Source organism: Nonomuraea sp. NPDC001684, assembly GCF_053596515.1.
Genome location: NZ_JBSFGJ010000090.1, coordinates 1 through 17336, shown reverse-complemented (window position 1 = coordinate 17336; position 17336 = coordinate 1). Strand labels below are relative to the sequence as shown.

The window sequence follows — 17336 nt, the reverse complement described above, 5'->3', positions numbered from 1 at the left end:
CGATTGGATCACGCCGAAGGGCCACCGTACCCTGTGAGCGTCAGGAGGTGCGTCATCACAGTCGGAGATCTCGGCGAGTTCGGTGTCGTCAATCGTATTGCCGGACGCCTGCCCCAGGGAGAGGGGGTCATGCTCGGCCCGGGTGACGACGCCGCCATGGTCGCCGCGCCCGACGGGCGGGTGGTCGTCTCGACCGATCTGCTGGTCGAGCGCAGGCACTTCCGGCTCGACTGGTCCGGCGGGCGCGACGTGGGCCGCAAGGCCGCCGCCCAGAACCTGGCCGACATCGCCGCCATGGGGGCCGTCCCGACGTCCATCGTGGTCGGGCTCGGCATCCCCGCCGAGCTGCCGGTGGCCTGGCTGGACGCCCTGACCGACGGATTCCGCGAGGAGTGCGCGGTGGTCGGCGCGAGCGTGGTCGGCGGCGACATCACCCGGTCGGACCTGGTGGTCATCGGGGTGACCGCGCTGGGCGACCTGCGCGGGCGGGCGCCGGTGACGCGGTCCGGGGCGCGGCCGGGGCACGTGGTGGCCGTGGCCGGGCGGCTGGGGTACGCCGCCGCGGGGCTGGCGCTGCTGTCCGCCGGGGTCGCCGCGGGTTCCGGCGTGCTGGCGGAGGCGGTGACCGCTCACCGGCGGCCCTGCCCGCCGTACGAGGAGGGGCCGCGGGCGGCCGCGCTGGGCGCGAGCGCCATGCTCGACGTCAGCGACGGCCTGGTGCAGGACCTCGGGCACGTGGCCGCGGCCAGCGGCGTACGCGTCGAGCTCGATCCCGGGGCGTTCGCCGTGGGGGAGCCGGTGGCGGCGGCGGCCGAGGAACTGGGGCAGGATCCGCTCGAATGGGTGCTCACGGGTGGTGAGGATCACGCGCTCGCCGCGGTTTTCCCTCCTGACGTACGGCTGCCGCCGTCGTGGCAGGTCGTGGGCCGGGTGGTCGAGGGGGAGGGCGTCCTGGTGCACGGCCGCCAGGTGGGACAGGGCGGCTGGGATCACTTTCGGTGATGACTTGTCCCGATTTACGTGAAATTTTCCGGATTTAGGGTAGGACTAGCGGGATTGTTGTGACAAGGACGTAGTAAAGGTGTTATGAAGATTGGCGGCCACTGTAACCGCGAGAAAGGGCAGCCATGGGCCGCCACGGCACCGGTGGATCCGACGATGGGGATGAACGGGGGAACGGCAGCGCTTTCTGGGGTCCCGACGACCCGGCCGAGGCGCCGGGCTGGCCGGCGCTGCCGGACCAGGTCGAGGTGACGGGGCAGTGGGCCCCGATGCCGCGCCGCGAGGACGGCCCGCCGCAGCGCAGCGGCAGGCAGCCCGAGCCGTTCGAGACCACGGGTGCCTTCGCCGTGCCCGCCGACGCCGCCCCAGGGTTCCCGCCGTCCGACGCCCCCTCCGGCCCCTTTCCGCCGCCGAACGGCCCCCAGTTCTCCGGGTCGCCCTACCCCGAGCCGAACGGCGCCGGGCCGTTCGAGGTGACGGGCGCGTTCGCCCGCCCGGCCGACTGGGACGCCGTCGGCCCCTCTTCCCAGCCCGACGCCACGTCCGCCTTCGGGCCGCCGCCGAGCTTCGACGCCTCCGGCCGCACCCCGGGCCCCTTCGACGCCCCCCGGCGGAACACCGGCCCGTTCGACGCGCAGGGCCCTGACAGCGGCCCGTTCGACAGGCAGGGCGGGAACACCGGCCCCTTCGACGCCCAGGAGCCGGGCGGCACGGCCAGGTTCGACATGCCTGGACCCGGTGGCACCGCCAGGTTCGACGTGCCGGAGCCCGGAAGCACGGCCAGGTTCGACGTGCCCGCCGGGTCCGACACCGCTTTCCACGCCAGGCCGCCGGAGCCCGGTGACGTGAAGGTGGCCGGGGAGCCGACCGCCGCGCACACGCCCGCCTGGGCGGAGGCCGAGACCGGCTTCCTGCGTTCGGGCTGGTCCTCCGACCAGGACCTCGACGACCTGGACGAGTCCGGCGAGTCCCGTGGCCGTCGCCGCGGCGGCCGGCGCAAGTCGTCCAGGGGCGGCGGCGGTGGCGACGACGACGGCCTGAACCCGCCTGCCGGCGGCGGCAGCGGCAAGGGCAGGGGCCGCATGGCGCTGCTGTCGGTCGCCGCCGTGGCCGTCGTGCTCGGCGGCACGGTCGCCGGGGTGAAGCTCATGAGCTCCTCGGACGACCCCGGCAAGTGCGCGGACGCGAGCTGCGCCGCCGTCCACACCAGCGCCAGCCCCTCGACCGCCGCGGTCTCCGACCCCGGCACGGAGGAGGAAGAGCCCTCCGAGGAGCCGTCGGAGGACGAGGAGACGAGCACGCCCTCCGACGCCCCGACGACCACCGCCCCCACGGTCGGCAACCGCGTCCCGCGCCGCAGCACGGCCCCCACCCCCACGCCCACCAGGACGCGGACGAAGGCCTCGGCCAAGCCGACGCGGCAGCCGGAGCCGCCGGCCGAGGAGACGATCTCCGAGGCCCCGACCGACGACGGCACGCCCCTGGGCAACTCCGACACCGGCGTCGTCCCCACGGTGGGCAGCAGCCCCGCGCCCGCGACCACCTCCACGTCCGGGTACGGCGGCAGCGGCGGCTCGGTCAACGTGCGGCAGACGGTCAAGCAGCGGCTCACCTCGTACTCGGCCACGCTGCGCGTCACCAACCAGTCGCCGGCCCCGCTGGCGAACGCCACCTTCTCCCTCCCGGTCGAGGGCCGCGTGATGGACGTGAACGGCGGCTCCTGGACCCAGGACGGCGACCTGCTGATCATCGACCTGTCGGGCTCGCTGGCCGCCGGGGACTCGGTGAGCGTCACGTACTCGGCGACGGGGAAGGCGCAGGAGCCGGGCGCGTGCGGGCTGGTCGGCGGGGAGTGCGCGATCGGCTGAGTGCCTGCTTGGTGCCGGTCGAGTGGTTGGATGGGGTTCATGACGACCCCTCCACGTGTGCTGACCGTCGCGGGCTCCGATTCCGGAGGCGGCGCGGGCATCCAGGCCGACCTGAAGACCATGATGGCGATGGGCGTGCACGGCATGAGCGTGATCGCCGCCGTCACGGCCCAGAACTCGCTGGGCGTCCAGGGCTACTGGGAGCTGCCGCCCGAGGCCGTGCGCGCGCAGCTCGACTCCGTGCTGGGCGACATCGGGGCGCAGGCGGTCAAGACCGGCATGCTGGCCTCGCCGGTGCTGGTGGAGACGGTGGCCGAGGTGCTGGGGGCCTATGACGCGCCGGTGGTGGTCGATCCCGTCGGGGTGTCCAAGCACGGCGACTCCCTGCTCGCCCCCGAGGCCGTCGACACGCTCAGGACGCGCCTGCTGCCCGTGGCCACGGTCGTGACGCCGAACCTGTGGGAGGTGGAGCAGCTCACCTCGGTCAAGGTCGAGGACGAGGACGACCTGCGCAGGGCCGCCGACGCCGTGCTCGCGCTGGGGCCGTCCTGGGCCCTCATCAAGGGCGGCCATCTGCCCGGCGCCCCCGTCGACCTCCTGACCGACGGCACGACCGAGTACCGCTTCGCCGCCGAACGCCTCGACAACCGGCACACCCACGGCACGGGCTGCACCCTGGCCTCGGCCCTGGCGTCCCGGCTCGCGCTCGGCGACGACGTCCCGACGGCGGTGGGGAGGGCCAAGGAGTACGTGACGGGCGCGATCGCCCGCGGCTTCCCTCTGGGCTCCGGCATCGGCCCGGTGGACCACGCCTGGCGCTGGCGCTGACCCTTGAGCCCGTCCCATGGCGGGAGCGGGCCAGGGGGCGGGCACGACGAAAGCCCGCCGCTCCAGTGATCAGGAGCGGCGGGCTTCGCGAAAGACGAGAACTAGCGGGTGACCTTGCCCGCCTTGATGCACGAGGTGCACACGTTCAGCTTCTTCGGCGTGCCGCCGACGACCGCGCGGACCGTCTGGATGTTGGGGTTCCAACGACGACGGGTACGGCGGTGCGAGTGGGACACGTTGTTGCCGAAGGTCGGCCCCTTGCGGCAGACATCGCAGACGGAAGCCACGGTATCGCTCCTTATAACAGTCGATGTAGCCCTGTCCGCTGATGCTTTCCGGGCGGAGGGCATGCCGGGACAACCGGCCAGCCAGACGAGAATATCTGATCCACACCATTGGGCGCGAACCAGAGCACTGGACGGTGGCCGGTGCGGGGATATTCTCCTCCAACAAGGTAGCGCATGCGGGGAGGTCGAAGGAGCGCAGATGAAGGCCCTCGACCCGCCCGCGGTGCGCCGCTGGGCCCGCCTGGCCGCCGACGCCCTCGGCCGGGCGAGACCGGAGATCGACGCGCTCAACGTGTTCCCCGTGGCCGACGGCGACACCGGCACGAACCTGCACCTGACCATGCTGTCGGCGGCCGAGGCCGTCGAGTCCCTGCCCGACGACGTCGACGCGGCCGTGGTGTGGCAGACGCTCGCCTACGGGGCGCTGGTGGGGGCGCACGGCAACTCGGGGGTCATCGTCAGCCAGGCGCTGCGCGGGCTGGCCGAGGTGCTCAAGGACGGCTCCGACCTGCGCGCCGGCCTGGTCAGGGCGGCCACCCTCGCCAGGGAGGCCGTGGCCAGGCCGGTCGAGGGCACGGTGCTGACCGTGCTGGAGTCGGCCGCCCGGGCCGCCCGGGACGCCGACGGCGACGCGGGCGAGGTGGCGCGGCAGGCGGCGCGGGAGGCGCGGGCCGCGGTGCGCCGCACGCCGGGGCAGCTCGACGTGCTGGCCCGCAGCGGGGTCGTGGACGCGGGCGGCGCGGGGGCGGCGATCGTGCTGGAGACCCTGGCCGCCGTGCTCACCGACTCCTACAGCGACCACTACGACGTGCCGGCGCCGACCGGGCGGGTCACGCCGATGACCGAGGTGGGCGCCGGCTACGAGGTGATGTACCTGCTGGACGCCGACGAGCGCGCGGTGGCCGCGCTGCGCGACGAGCTCGACGCCATGGGCGAGTCGCTGGTCGTGGTGGGCGGCGAGGGCCTGTGGAACGTGCACGTGCACGTGGCCGACGCGGGGGCGGCCGTGGAGGCGGGGCTGCGGGCGGGGCGTCCGCACCGGGTCAGGATCACGTACCTGGCCGAGCGCACGCACCGGGGCAGGGCGGGCAGGGGCGTGGTGGCGGTGGCGGCCGGCGACGGGATCGCGGCGCTGTTCGAGGAGAGCGGCGCGGTCGTGGTGCGCCGCGCGCCAGGCACCCGGCCCGCGCTGCCGGAGCTGCTGGCCGCGATCAGGCAGGCGGGCGCCGAGGTGGCCGTGCTGCCGAACGACGAGGGCGTCCTCGCGGTCGCCGTCGCGGCGGCGGAGATCGCCCGCGAGGACGGCGTGGCCGTCAGCGTCCTGCCGACCAGGGCGACCGTGCAGGGGCTGTCGGCGCTGGCCGTGCACGACCCGCTGCGCCGGTTCGACGACGACGTGGTGGCCATGACGGACGCCGCCGGCCACACCAGGTACGGACATCTGGCGGTGGCGGACAGGGAGGCGTTCACCAGCGCGGGCGTGTGCCGGCCGGGCGACGTGCTGGGCCTGATCGACGGGGACGTGGCGGTGATCGGCGGCGACCTGGAGCGCGTGGCGAGGCTGATCATCGACCGGATGGTGGCCGGCGGCGGCGAGCTGGTGACCCTGGTCACGGGCTCCGACCTGCCCGAACGGCTGGCCGTCCGGCTGGAGGACCACCTGCGGCGCACGCGGCCGGACGTGGACCTGGTCGTCTACGACGGCGAGCAGGGCGGCTACCCGCTGCTGATCGGCGTCGAGTAGCGGCGCGCACCCCTTCCGCGAGCGACTCCCAGGCCCGGCGCGGCCTCTTCCGTGGGCGCCCCGGGGCTCGGCGCGGCCCCTTCCGCGGGCGACTCCCGGGCCCGGTGCGGGATTCCTGTCGGCCGCAGGCGGTAGAACTGGATCCCGTGAGCCGTTTCGACGAGCCCCTGACCAAAGCGCTCGACCCGAAGACCGCCAAGCTGCTGCACAGCGTGCTCGGCCTGGAGACGGTCGGCGACCTGCTGCGCCACTACCCGCGCCGCTACGCCGAGCGCGGCGAGCTGACCTCGCTCGACGCGCTGGAGGTCGACGAGCACGTCACCGTGGTCGGCGAGGTGACCAGGCTGATGCGCAAGCCCATGCGCAACCGCGGCGGCACGTGGCTGGAGGCCGAGGTCGTCGACGGCAACGGCAGCCGCATCTACCTGGCGTTCTTCGGCAAGGGCTCCCATGTGGCCGAGTCGCGGCTCAAGCCGGGGCGGCGCGGCATGTTCGCCGGCAAGGTGGGGCTTTTCGGGGCGCGCTCCAAACCGCGCTGGCAGCTCTCGCACCCCGAGTTCGAGCTGTTCGAGGAGGAGGCCGAGGCGAGCGCTGAGGAGTTCGCGTCCGCGCCGGTGCCGATCTACCCGGCGGGCAAGGACGTCACGCCGTGGGCGATCCGCCGGGCGGTCGGCGTGGTGCTCGACACGCTGGGCCCGCTCGACGACCCGCTGCCCGCCGACCTGCGGGCCAGGCACGGCCTCCAGCCGCTCGCCGAGGCGCTGGTGGCCATCCACCGGCCGAAGGACCTCGCCGACGTGGGCCGGGCGCGCAAGCGGCTGAAGTTCGACGAGGCGTTCGTGCTGCAGGCGGTGCTGCTCCAGCGCCGCCAGGCGGCCACGGCGTGGCCGGCCAGGCCGCGTCCGAGGCGTCCCGACGGCATGCTGGCCGACTTCGACGGACGGCTGCCGTTCTCCCTCACCGAGGGGCAGGCGCAGGTGGGCGAGGAGATCGCGGCCGACCTGGCGCTGGAGCACCCGATGCACCGGCTGCTGCAGGGCGAGGTGGGCGCGGGCAAGACGGTCGTGGCGCTGCGCGCGATGCTCCAGGTGGTCGACGCGGGCGGCCAGGCCGCGCTGCTGGCCCCGACGGAGGTGCTGGCCCAGCAGCACCACCGCTCGATCACGAACATGCTGGGCGAGCTGGCCCAGGGCGGCATGTTCGGCGGCACGGCGGTCACGCTGCTGACGGGCTCGATGGGCGCGGCGGCGCGGCGTGCGGCGCTGCTCGACGCGGCCTCGGGCACGGCGGGCATCGTGGTCGGCACGCACGCCCTGCTCCAGGAGCACGTGCAGTTCGCCGACCTGGGGCTGGTCGTGGTCGACGAGCAACACCGCTTCGGCGTGGAGCAGCGTGACGCGTTGCGCGAGAAGGCGGGCGGGGGCCGTCCGCACGTGCTGGTGATGACCGCGACCCCGATCCCGCGCACGGTCGCCATGACGGTCTTCGGCGACCTTGAGGTCTCGACGCTGTCGCAGCTCCCGTCGGGGCGCGCGCCCATCACCACGCACGTCGTGCCGGCCGCCGAGAAGCCCCACTATCTCGAACGCACCTGGCAGCGGGTGCGCGAGGAGGTGGAGCTGGGCAGGCAGGCGTACATCGTGTGCCCGCGGATCGGCGACCTGGAGGGCGACGAGGGCGACCTGGCGGCGGCGGGGGGCGACGACGACCGCCGTCCGCCGCTGGCCGTGCTGGAGGTCGCCGAGCTGCTCACCCAGGGCCCGTTCCAGGACCTGCGGGTCGGCACCTTGCACGGCAAGCTCCCGCCGGAGGAGAAGGACGCGATCATGCGCTCCTTCACCAAGGGCGAGCTCGACGTGCTGATCGCCACCACCGTCATCGAGGTGGGCGTCGACGTGCCCAACTCCTCGGTGATGATCATCATGGACGCCGACCGCTTCGGCGTCTCGCAGCTCCACCAGCTGCGCGGGCGGGTGGGCCGGGGCGGCCTGCCCGGCCTGTGCCTGCTGGTCTCCGACTTCCCCGAGGGCACCCCGGCCCGCGCCCGCCTCGACGCGGTGGCCGCCACGCTCGACGGCTTCGAGCTGTCCCGCGTCGACCTGGAGCAGCGCCGCGAGGGCGACGTCCTGGGGGCGGCCCAGTCGGGCAAGCGCAGCTCGCTGAAGCTCCTGCAGCTCCTGAGAGACGAAGACGTCATCACAACAGCGCGGGACGAAGCCGCAAAGCTCCTGTCGGACGACCCCGAACTGGCCCACCATGAGGGCTTGCGCGCCGAGATAGCCCGCCTCCTGGAGGACGAGAAGGCGGAGTACCTGGAGAAGACGTGAGGGCCCAGGAGAACCACGGAGCCGGTCAACGAAGGCTCGCGTGACGGCGGCGAGCCGGTGAAGGGTCAGAGGCCGTTGCATGGAGGGCCGTCAGCCGAAGTATGGCGAGTGGGAAACCACGCGAAGCCGTAAAAAAGAAGAAGTCAATGGCCCAGCCGCGGGGACGGCCTCCCCCCGAATGCCGTCCCCGGCTGGGCCCACCCTCGGGTCAGGTGCCGAGGGAACCGGCGTGCGGAAGGGCTCACGATCACGCCGGTCGGCCTTCATGTGGGTCACCTTGAAGGCCGCAGACTCATCATGCGGGCCGATCCGGCCGATGTGAATCACCCTTGCGCAGTCGAGGCCGACACTTGTCCACTCTTGACCTGGGCGAACATGCGGAACAATGGGCCTTATGACTCGGATCATCGCGGGGAGCGCGGGTGGGCGGCGGTTGGCCGTGCCGCCGGGGCGGGGCACGAGGCCGACCAGCGACAGGGCCAGGGAAGGCATCTTCTTGACCCTCGACTCCCTGTACGGCCTGCGCGAGGCCCGCGTGCTCGACCTGTACGCCGGTTCGGGCGCCGTGGGCCTGGAGTCGCTGTCCAGAGGCGCGGCCCACGCGCTGCTCGTCGAGTCCGACGCCAAGGCGATCCGGACGATCAGGGCCAACATCCGGTCTCTCGGCCTGGAAGGCGCCGAGCTGGTGGCCGACAAGGTCGAGCGGGTCCTGGCCAGGCCGCCGGAGGAGCCGTTCGACATCGTCTTCGCCGATCCGCCGTACGCGCTGGGTGACGGCGAGGTCACGCGGGTCCTGGAGCTGCTGCGCGACAACGGCTGGCTGATGGACGAGGGACTGGTGGCATTCGAGCGGGAAACGAGGGGCAAGTCCTTGATGTGGCCGGAAGGATATGTTGAGGAGAGGGTCCGTAGATACGGCGAAGCATCCGTTTGGTACGGTCGCGCCGCCGGGAACCCGTAGACCTGGGAGGCGTCTTGCGCCGCGTTGTCTGCCCGGGGTCGTTCGACCCCATCACCAATGGCCACCTCGACATCATCGGCCGGTCGGCCCGCCTGTACGACGAGGTGGTCGTGGCGGTCCTCATCAACATCGAGAAGAGCAGCCTGTTCACGGTCGACGAACGGATCGAGATCCTTCAGACCGTGACGAAGGAGTACCCCAACGTCAAGGTGCAGAAGTTCCACGGCCTGCTGGTGGACTTCTGCAAGCACAACGACATCCCCGCCATCGTCAAGGGCATCAGGGTCGTCAGCGACTTCGACTACGAGCTGCAGATGGCCCAGCTCAACTACCGTCTGTCGGGCGTCGAGACGCTCTTCATGCCCACCAATCCCGAGTACTCCTTCCTGTCCTCCAGCCGGGTCAAGGAGATCGCGCGGTATGGTGGCGACGTGTCCGGCCTGGTCCCTGACCTGGTGCACAAGCTGCTCATCGAGCGTCTCAGGGGCTGACCGCGACCTGGTATCCTTTCATTTCGGCCTTGTACGACGGCGAGCGTCTTCGCCATGCCTAGCGAGAGCAGGATGACTCAGCACCTCGACCCCCGCTCCCCTTGGGTGCTCTCCACTCATGATCTGGGGAAGCGACCGGGCACGATGCGGCAGATGACCCTGTCCCTTCCGGCACCGGCTAACCTCGGCGTCGACATGATCGGTGTCCCCAAAGACGCCGAAGTCGAGCTGGACCTCCGGCTCGAAGCAGTGATGGAAGGCGTGCTCGTCTCGGGCACGGCGCACGCCCCGCTCGCCGGGGAGTGCGCGCGGTGCCTTGACCCGATCACCTCGGACATCGAGGTCGATCTGCAGGAGCTGTTCTTCTACTCCGACGAGGACGCCTCGGAGGACGACTCGCTGCTCGACGGAGAGCTGCTCGACCTCGAGCCGACGTTCCGTGACGCGGTGGTGCTCGCACTGCCGCTGAGCCCCGTGTGCCGCGAGGACTGCGAGGGGCTCTGCACGGAGTGCGGGATCAAGCTGGCCGAGGCCGGCGACGATCACCGGCACGAGAAGATCGATGCCCGCTGGGCGTCGTTGCAAGGTCTGGTTTCCGAGAACGATAACGATCAGGAGAAGTGACGTGGCCGTCCCGAAGCGAAAGATGTCGCGGAGCAACACCCGCGCCCGTCGCTCCCAGTGGAAGACGACTGCTGTCGCCCTGGTGAGCTGCCCGCAGTGCCGTTCGCCCAAGCAGCCGCACATCGCGTGCCCCACCTGCGGCACCTACAACCGTCGTCAGGTCATCGAGCCGTCCGCCTGATCACACTGACAGCAGGCCCGCCCGTCAGGTTCGGAGCGGGTTTCACCGTCAGCAGTTGACGTGATGCCGACCGGGTGCCATTGTGCCTCGGTCGGCGTTAACGTCTGTAGATGCGTACGGCGGCGGTTCGCCCGCGGCCGTGGTGGACGCCGGGGCTACCCGTTACCCCGACGCCCACCACGTTTTCGGGCATCTTCCGCGGCCGCCTTGTGAAGATGTCCGAGGAGGAAACACGTGGGCGCAGGTCCTAAGCCGGTGGCCGTGGAGGTCGCCAGGGAAGAGCTGCAGCGGGTCCTGGTCGTCGGCCTCGACCCCGACATCCTCGAGCGGGCGCTGACGCACCGCTCCTACGCGTACGAGAACGGCGGCCTGCCCACCAACGAGCGCCTGGAGTTCCTCGGCGACTCGGTGCTGGGTCTCGTGGTCACCGACACCCTCTACCGCAACCACCCCGACCTGCCCGAGGGGCAGCTCGCCAAGCTGCGCGCCGCCGTGGTCAACATGCGCGCGCTGGCCGACGTCGCCCGCAACCTGGGCCTGGGCCGGTTCCTGCGGCTCGGCAGGGGCGAGGAGGGCACCGGCGGGCGCGACAAGTCCTCGATCCTGGCCGACACGCTGGAGGCGCTGATCGGCGCGATCTACGTGGACAAGGGCCTCGACGAGGCGTTCCGGGTCGTCCACCTGCTGTTCGACCCGCTGATCGTGCGCTCGGCCTCGCTGGGCGCGGGGCTCGACTGGAAGACGTCCCTGCAGGAGCTCACCGCCTCCGAGGCGCTCGGCGTGCCCGAGTACCACGTCGAGGAGAGCGGCCCCGACCACGCCAAGTCGTTCACGGCCATGGTGCGCGTGGGCGGCGAGTCCTACGGCTCGGGCAGCGGGCGCAGCAAGAAGGAGGCCGAGCAGCAGGCGGCCGAGGCGGCCTGGACGCGCATCCGGGCCCGCCGCGAGCAGCGCGAGAGCCAGCCCGCGAGCTGACCCCGGCGCACGGGAAGCCCCGGCCCGCGTCCGGCGTTGTGACTGCGGATCCGTCCCCGCCGCGGCATGCCCGGCGGCCGGGGAAGTCGAGAGGACGGTGGGTGCACGGTGCCTGAGCTGCCAGAGGTCGAGGTCGTCAGGCGCGGCCTGGCGCGATGGGTCGTCGGCCGCGAGATCGCCGCCGCGGAGGTGCTCCACCCGCGCGCGATCCGGCGGCACGTCCCCGGGGCCGACGAGTTCACCGCCCGCCTGAAGGGCCGTACGGTGTTGTCGGCCGAGCGCCGCGGCAAATACCTGTGGCTGCCCCTGTCGGGCGGCGAGGAGGCCCTGCTGGCCCATCTGGGCATGAGCGGCCAGCTGCTCGTCGTCGATCCGCAGACGCCCCCGGAGAAACACCTGCGCGTCCGCCTCCGCTTCGAGGACGGCGGCCCCGACCTGCGCTTCGTCGACCAGCGCACGTTCGGCCACGTCATGCTGACCCCGCTCGTCGGCGGCGTGCCCGCGCCGATCGCGCACATCGCGCCCGACCCGTTCGAGGCGTCGTTCGACGAGGCGGAGTTCACCCGCCGGCTCAGGGCCAGGCGCACCGAGATCAAGCGGGCGCTGCTGGACCAGTCGCTGATCAGCGGCGTCGGCAACATCTACGCCGACGAGGCGTTGTGGATCGCCCGGCTCCACTGGGCGCGTCCCACCGAGACGCTGACCCGTCCGAAGGTCGCCGAGCTGCTGGCCGGCGTGCGCACGGTGATGGGCGCCGCCCTCCAGCAGGGCGGCACCTCCTTCGACAGCCTCTACGTCAACGTCAACGGCGAGAGCGGCTACTTCGACCGGTCGCTGGAGGTCTACGGCCGCCGCGACCTGCCGTGCTCGCGCTGCGGCACGCCCATCAGGCGCGAGGCGTTCATGAACCGGTCGTCGTACTCCTGCCCCAAATGCCAGCGAAAGCCGCGGTGAGCAGCGCCAGCGCGGCGCCCAGCCACATCACCGACGAGATCGACACGCCGTCCACCACCCGGCCGCCGACGAACGAGCCGAGCGCGATCGAGACGTTGAACGCCCCCACGAACAGCGCGGTGCCCAGCTCGCCCCCGCCCGAGCGCATGATCCACAGCTGCAGCGCCACGCCGACGCCGCCGTAACCGAGGCCCCACACGACGAGCATGACCAGGGGCAGCCCGACCAGCGCCAGCGCCGCCGTGGAGGCGGCGATGAGCAGGGCCAGGACGATCAGCACCGGCTTGGGGTCGCGGGCCGCCCTGGCGCCCGCGACGAAGTTGCCGACGACGCCGGCCGCGCCGTACACCAGCAGGGCGACGCTGACCAGGCCGGGACCGGCGTCCGCGACCTGCTCCAGGAACGGCCGGACGTAGGTGTAGGCCGCGAAGTGCCCGGTGATGATCAGCACGGTCGCCGCCAGCACGACCCGCAGCGCCCCCGGCAGCGGCGCGCGGGCGCCGCCCGAGGCGGCCTCGCCCGGCATCGGCGGCAGCACGGCGGCCAGCAGCCCGAGCAGCACCAGCGCCAGCCCGCCCATGACCGCGAACGACGTGCGCCACCCCGCCGCCGAGGCGATGAGCGTGCCCGCCGGCACGCCGAGCACCGAGGCCACCGACACGCCGCCGAGGATCACCGACGTGGCCCTGCCCACCGAGCGCTCGGGCACCAGCCGCAGGCCCAGCCCGGCCGCGAAGGCCCAGAACCCGCCGATGCTGATCCCGGTCAGCACCCGCGCGCCCAGCATGACGGGGAAGCTCGTCGCGAACGCCGCCGCCAGGTTGGCCACCGCGAGCAACGCCATCAGGCCGAGCAAGGGGACGCGCCGGTCCAGCCGCCGGGTGGCCAGGGCCAGCACGGGGGCCGAGACGGCCGCGACCAGCCCCGGCAGCGACACCATCAGCCCGGCGGTGCCGTCGGACACGCACCGGCACCACGCCGACGAGGAGCTGCGTCTTCTCCAGCCCGCCGGAACTGCCGGAGCCGCTGGTGGGGGTGGGGGCCGCGCCGCCGCCGCAGGCCGCGAGGCCGGCGACGAGGGCCAGCGCGGCGGCGGCGTGTGCGATCTTCACGATGCTTTCTCCAGACTGGCCGGCGCGATTCCTGGCCGGGCAAGGGGAGAATCGCGGCGCGCGCACGGCCGGACGCGGGCCCGAATCGCCCGAACCCCCGACCCATTCGGCGCCACCGGAAAGCCCCGCTGCCACGAATGGCGATCGTACAGCAGGAGTCGCGGCCACCGCCATGAAACAAACCGAGCATTTGTATTGACGGCCCTGACGGTCGGTATAAGTCGCGGTAAATCGGTTATTCGCGTATATCCCTGGCCATTGTGGGAGCAATTGCTGAACTGCGTATCGCCGCCGACGAGGCCATTGCCGCTCCTTGGGCGTGCCATGAGAGCCGGGTTGAGAGCATGTGGGCGGCAGGAGTCCCGGCGAGACCGGTGAGGGGGTGGGGGCCCTGCGGCCGCTTCGGCTCTCGGTCCAGGCGCGTCTCATCCTGGCGACCGCCGTGTTGTCGCTCATCGTCTGCGCGGCGATCGGCGTCGCCCTCGACCTGCTGATCCGCGACAGGATGCGGCAGGACGTCTTCGCCGACACCCAGCGGGCCACCACCGAGTGGATCGGCTCGATGGGCACCACCTTCCCGCCCCCGGTCACCACCTCGTACGTCGACCTCATCCAGCTCGTGGACGCCCGCGGGCAGGTGGTCGCGGCCAACCGCGCCGCCCGGGGCAGGCCGCCCGTCAGCACGCTCTGGCCGCCCTCCGACGAGCGCATCCGGCACGGCGTGGCCTGCCGGGGGGACGAGTGCCTGATGTTCACCGCCACCCGGCCCTCGCCGCAGGAGGAGCGGCTGCTGTGGCACGGCGCGTCCCACGTCGTCTACGCCGCCCGGGTGGAGCCGCCGCTGCTGTCCACCCACCGCCTGGAGCTGATCATCGTCGCCGGGGGCCTGGCCGTCAGCGCGTTGCTGACCTGGATCGCCGCGTTCCTCATCGGGCGCACGCTGCGGCCGGTCGAGGCGATGCGGGCCAGGATGGCCGAGATCACCGTCACCGACCTGAGCAAGCGGGTGCCCGAGCCGCCCGGTGGCGACGCGGTCGCCGAGCTCGCGCGCACCGCCAACAGGACGCTGGCCCGCCTGGAGGAGGCGGTCGAGCAGCAGCGCAACTTCTCCTCCATGGTCTCCCACGAGCTGCGCACGCCGCTGACCGGCCTGCGCGCCCGGCTGGAGGAGGCGCTGACCTACCCCGACGTGGACCCCCGCGCCGCCCTGAGCGACGCCCTGTCCACCGCCGACCGGTTCCAGGCGATCATCGAGGAGATGTTGCTGCTGGCCCGCGTCCGCACGGCCTCCCCGCACGACCGGGAGCCGGTGCGGCTCGGCGACCTGGTCCGCGAGGAGGTCGCGAGCCGGCGGGCGGGCCTGCTGATCCGCGTGCACGTCGAGGAGGACCTCCAGGTGCTCGGCAACCGCGTCCAGCTCGGCGAGGTGCTGACGAACCTGCTGGTCAACGCCCAGCGGCACACCCGCACGGTGGTCGAGGTCCGGGTGGAGCGCAGAGACGGCCAGGCGGTGGTCACGGTCCGCGACGACGGCGCGGGCGTCGCGCCCGACGACCGCGAGCGGGTGTTCGAGCCCTTCGTCCGCCTGTCGGAGGGACGCCGGCGCGACCCCGGGGGCAGCGGGCTCGGCCTGGCCATCTCCCGCGCCATCGCCCGCGCCCACCAGGGCGACCTGGAGATCGAGGACACCCCGGACGGCCCATGCTTCGCCCTGCGCCTCCCGCTCCCCGCCCCCGGCCCGGACGCCCAGCCGCGCTAGCGACCGGTTTCGGCCGCCGGGCGGCGGGCAGTCGGGCGGGACCCCGAGACGAGAAGGAACATCGTGCCGACCGCACGAGAGATCATGACCCCGCACGCGGAGTGCGTGAGCGCCGAGGAGTCCGTGCTGGTGGCCGCCGAGAAGATGGCCCGCATGGACGTCGGGTCGCTGCCCGTCTGCGGCTCCGACGACCGGCTGAAGGGCATGCTCACCGACCGCGACATCGTGGTGAAGGTGCTGGCCGCGGGCAAGGACCCGGCTCAGTGCCGGGCGGGCGAGCTGGCCCAGGGCGAGGCCGTCACCATCGGCGCCGACGACGACGCCCGCGAGATCCTGCGCACCATGGCCGGCCACCGCGTGCGGCGCCTGCCGGTCATCGACGGGCACCGGCTCGTCGGGATCGTCGCGCTCGCCGAAGTCGCCAAGTCGGTGCCCGACGCCAAGGTGGGCGACCTGCTCGACGCCCTCACCACGGACTGACCGGCAGCACGGCCTGACCCGGCACCACGACCTGGCCAGCGCCACGGACTGACCGGCTGCACGGCCTGACCGGCGCCATGGAGCGCCCGGGGCGGCGTGGGCGGCGGACGCGTCCCTCGGGGGCGCCCCGCCGCCCGGCCGAACCTCGCCCGCGTCCTCAGGACGCGGTCACTGGCACTTGCCCTTCAGCCACGCGCTGAACTCCGGCGTGTAGTCGGTGGCCACCCGCTTGGCTCCGCTCGCCAGCGCCGACTTCCACGCGTTCTCGTTCAGGGTCCAGGAGGGCGGCGGCTCCTCCCACTTGGTCACCTCCGGCCAGATCGGGCCGCCGGTCAGCACCTGGCTCAGGCCCGCGGCGGTCACGCGGCTCCTGAGCTCGGCGGCGATCGCGCTGTCGTGGGAGTACAGGATGATCTCCTGCGCCTGGTGGTTCTCCTTGACCGGCCCGAGCACCTCGTTCCACGCCTGCGCCTTGACGGTGGCGTTCGAGCTGAGCAGCGACTGGCGGGCCTCGGGCTTGATCTCGACCAGCCCGATCATGCCGGCCGACCTCATCGCGGCCAGCCACTCGCGGAAGGTGTGGACGGTCTCGCCCTTGAACAGGCCGCGCACGATGGTCCGGCCCTTGAGCGCGGTGTCGCCCGCCGCCCACCAGATCTCGGTGATGTTCTTCTTCGTGCCCGACAGGCCCCAGGTCGAGGTGTTGTGCCACATGACGGCCTTGGTGCCGTCCTTGGTGAGCTGGAGGTCGGCCTCGACGCCGGAGGCGCCCCAGCCCTTGTAACGCTGCACGGCGGTGGGGTTGTTGGGCTGGCGCACCTGGTCCCGTTCCCAGGCGTTGGGGCCGGTCGGGTAGCCGCCGTGCCCGAAGATCAGGGGGCAGACGGGCAGTGCGGCAGCCTGGGCGGCGGGCTGGGCGGCGGGCTGGGCGGCGGACGGCGAGGTGAGCGAGGAGGCCAGCGTCAGGGCGGCGAGAGAGGCGGCGAGGGGGACGGCCAAGGCACGCACCTTTCGATCTTGTAGTTGCCCGCACTCTGCCACATTCATGGACGTTCCGTCCTGGGCAAGCGGCTCGGCGGGCGAGGGCTGCGCAGGCGTGACCCGGGTCGCCGGTACAGTCGTCGGTACCGTGACGGCTTGTGGCAGGCTGCCACGGGAACCGGCGCCCGAACCCTGTGGCGGGGCCTGTTTTTGTGGGATCTGCACAAAGCAGGAGCCCCGGCGTGCACTATGCGGACATTGGTGCACGCGGCGGTGATCGAGCACGGTAGAGACAGTGACAGGCGAGGCTCCGGGACAACCCCGGACTTCGCCTACTTGTACGGGGTACGTGGGAGGCTCAACCGGTGTTCAATCGTGTCGCCATCGTCAACCGCGGAGAGGCCGCGATGCGGCTCATCCACGCCGTCCGGGATCTTTCGGCGGAGACCGGCAAGCGGATCGAGACGATCGCGCTCTACACCGACGCCGACCGCGACGCGACCTTCGTCCGCGAGGCGGACGTCGCCTACCCGCTGGGGCCCGCCTCCGCGCGCCCGTACCTCGACCACGCCGTGCTGGAGCGGGCGCTGATCGAGACCGGGGCCGACGCCGCGTGGGTCGGCTGGGGCTTCGTCGCCGAGGACCCCGCCTTCGCCGAGCTGTGCGAGAAGATCGGCGTCACCTTCGTCGGGCCGAGCGCGGAGGCGATGCGCCGGCTCGGCGACAAGATCGGCGCCAAGCTCATCGCCGAGGAGGTCGGCG

At 72.5% G+C, this 17336-nt stretch carries 17 protein-coding genes; 14 read left to right on the top strand and 3 right to left on the bottom strand.

Going from position 1 to position 17336, the window contains the following annotated elements:
* Positions 1-33: 33 nt before the first annotated feature.
* From ACWCSD_RS18710 to thiD, 3 genes are all read left to right on the top strand, one after another.
* Positions 34-1002 carry a thiamine-phosphate kinase gene (locus ACWCSD_RS18710; protein ID WP_397164622.1) on the top strand — a complete coding sequence of 323 codons (969 nt, stop codon included), beginning with the start codon at positions 34-36 and terminating at the stop codon, positions 1000-1002.
* A 125-nt stretch (positions 1003-1127) separates the two neighbouring features.
* On the top strand, positions 1128-2870 hold the full coding sequence (locus ACWCSD_RS18705) for a hypothetical protein (RefSeq protein WP_449916369.1): 1743 nt from the start codon (positions 1128-1130) through the stop codon (positions 2868-2870).
* A 30-nt stretch (positions 2871-2900) separates the two neighbouring features.
* Positions 2901-3698: a bifunctional hydroxymethylpyrimidine kinase/phosphomethylpyrimidine kinase gene (thiD, locus tag ACWCSD_RS18700; protein WP_449916368.1), complete on the top strand. Its 798-nt coding sequence runs from the start codon at positions 2901-2903 to the stop codon at positions 3696-3698.
* 101 nt (positions 3699-3799) lie between these two features.
* Here thiD and rpmB read toward each other — a convergent pair whose 3' ends face one another.
* Positions 3800-3985, bottom strand: coding sequence for a 50S ribosomal protein L28 (gene rpmB, locus ACWCSD_RS18695; protein ID WP_043618345.1), 186 nt, complete (start codon positions 3983-3985; stop codon positions 3800-3802).
* A gap of 199 nt (positions 3986-4184) precedes the next feature.
* On the opposite strand from rpmB, the gene ACWCSD_RS18690 reads away from it, so the two are divergent.
* The 8 genes from ACWCSD_RS18690 to mutM all read left to right on the top strand — a co-directional run bounded on the left by ACWCSD_RS18690 (position 4185) and on the right by mutM (position 12242).
* Positions 4185-5729, top strand: a complete 1545-nt coding sequence (locus ACWCSD_RS18690; RefSeq protein WP_397164627.1) for a DAK2 domain-containing protein — start codon at positions 4185-4187, stop codon at positions 5727-5729.
* A 146-nt stretch (positions 5730-5875) separates the two neighbouring features.
* Positions 5876-8056, top strand: coding sequence for an ATP-dependent DNA helicase RecG (gene recG / locus ACWCSD_RS18685; protein ID WP_449916366.1), 2181 nt, complete (start codon positions 5876-5878; stop codon positions 8054-8056).
* Positions 8057-8450: 394 nt separating this feature from the next.
* A complete protein-coding gene (gene rsmD, locus ACWCSD_RS18680; RefSeq protein WP_449916364.1) occupies positions 8451-9017 on the top strand; it encodes a 16S rRNA (guanine(966)-N(2))-methyltransferase RsmD in 567 nt (188 codons plus the stop codon).
* Between the two features lie 14 nt (positions 9018-9031).
* Entirely contained in the window at positions 9032-9508 is a 477-nt protein-coding gene (coaD, locus tag ACWCSD_RS18675; protein WP_352324821.1) for a pantetheine-phosphate adenylyltransferase, read from the top strand.
* 54 nt (positions 9509-9562) lie between these two features.
* Positions 9563-10132, top strand: coding sequence for a YceD family protein (locus tag ACWCSD_RS18670; RefSeq protein ID WP_387670994.1), 570 nt, complete (start codon positions 9563-9565; stop codon positions 10130-10132).
* A 1-nt stretch (position 10133) separates the two neighbouring features.
* Positions 10134-10313, top strand: coding sequence for a 50S ribosomal protein L32 (gene rpmF / locus ACWCSD_RS18665; protein WP_033409409.1), 180 nt, complete (start codon positions 10134-10136; stop codon positions 10311-10313).
* Positions 10314-10568: 255 nt separating this feature from the next.
* Positions 10569-11288: a ribonuclease III gene (gene rnc, locus ACWCSD_RS18660; RefSeq protein ID WP_352324836.1), complete on the top strand. Its 720-nt coding sequence runs from the start codon at positions 10569-10571 to the stop codon at positions 11286-11288.
* Between the two features lie 108 nt (positions 11289-11396).
* Positions 11397-12242, top strand: a complete 846-nt coding sequence (gene mutM, locus ACWCSD_RS18655; protein ID WP_449916359.1) for a bifunctional DNA-formamidopyrimidine glycosylase/DNA-(apurinic or apyrimidinic site) lyase — start codon at positions 11397-11399, stop codon at positions 12240-12242.
* Here mutM and ACWCSD_RS18650 read toward each other — a convergent pair.
* Entirely contained in the window at positions 12190-13206 is a 1017-nt protein-coding gene (locus tag ACWCSD_RS18650) for an MFS transporter (protein ID WP_449916357.1), read from the bottom strand. The two genes, mutM and ACWCSD_RS18650, sit on opposite strands and share 53 nt — an antisense overlap.
* 494 nt (positions 13207-13700) lie before the next feature.
* Between ACWCSD_RS18650 and ACWCSD_RS18645 the strand changes: the two genes are divergently transcribed.
* Both ACWCSD_RS18645 and ACWCSD_RS18640 read left to right on the top strand, forming a co-directional pair.
* Positions 13701-15113: a sensor histidine kinase gene (locus tag ACWCSD_RS18645; RefSeq protein WP_449916354.1), complete on the top strand. Its 1413-nt coding sequence runs from the start codon at positions 13701-13703 to the stop codon at positions 15111-15113.
* A gap of 63 nt (positions 15114-15176) precedes the next feature.
* Positions 15177-15593, top strand: coding sequence for a CBS domain-containing protein (locus ACWCSD_RS18640; RefSeq protein WP_397157846.1), 417 nt, complete (start codon positions 15177-15179; stop codon positions 15591-15593).
* Between the two features lie 168 nt (positions 15594-15761).
* Here the strand turns inward: ACWCSD_RS18640 and ACWCSD_RS18635 are convergent, their stop codons facing one another.
* Complete coding sequence (locus ACWCSD_RS18635) at positions 15762-16592, bottom strand: glycerophosphodiester phosphodiesterase (RefSeq protein WP_449916351.1); 831 nt, start codon at positions 16590-16592, stop codon at positions 15762-15764.
* A 347-nt stretch (positions 16593-16939) separates the two neighbouring features.
* On the opposite strand from ACWCSD_RS18635, the gene ACWCSD_RS18630 reads away from it, so the two are divergent.
* The coding region (locus tag ACWCSD_RS18630; protein WP_449916349.1) for a biotin carboxylase N-terminal domain-containing protein at positions 16940-17336 on the top strand (397 nt) is incomplete at its 3' end.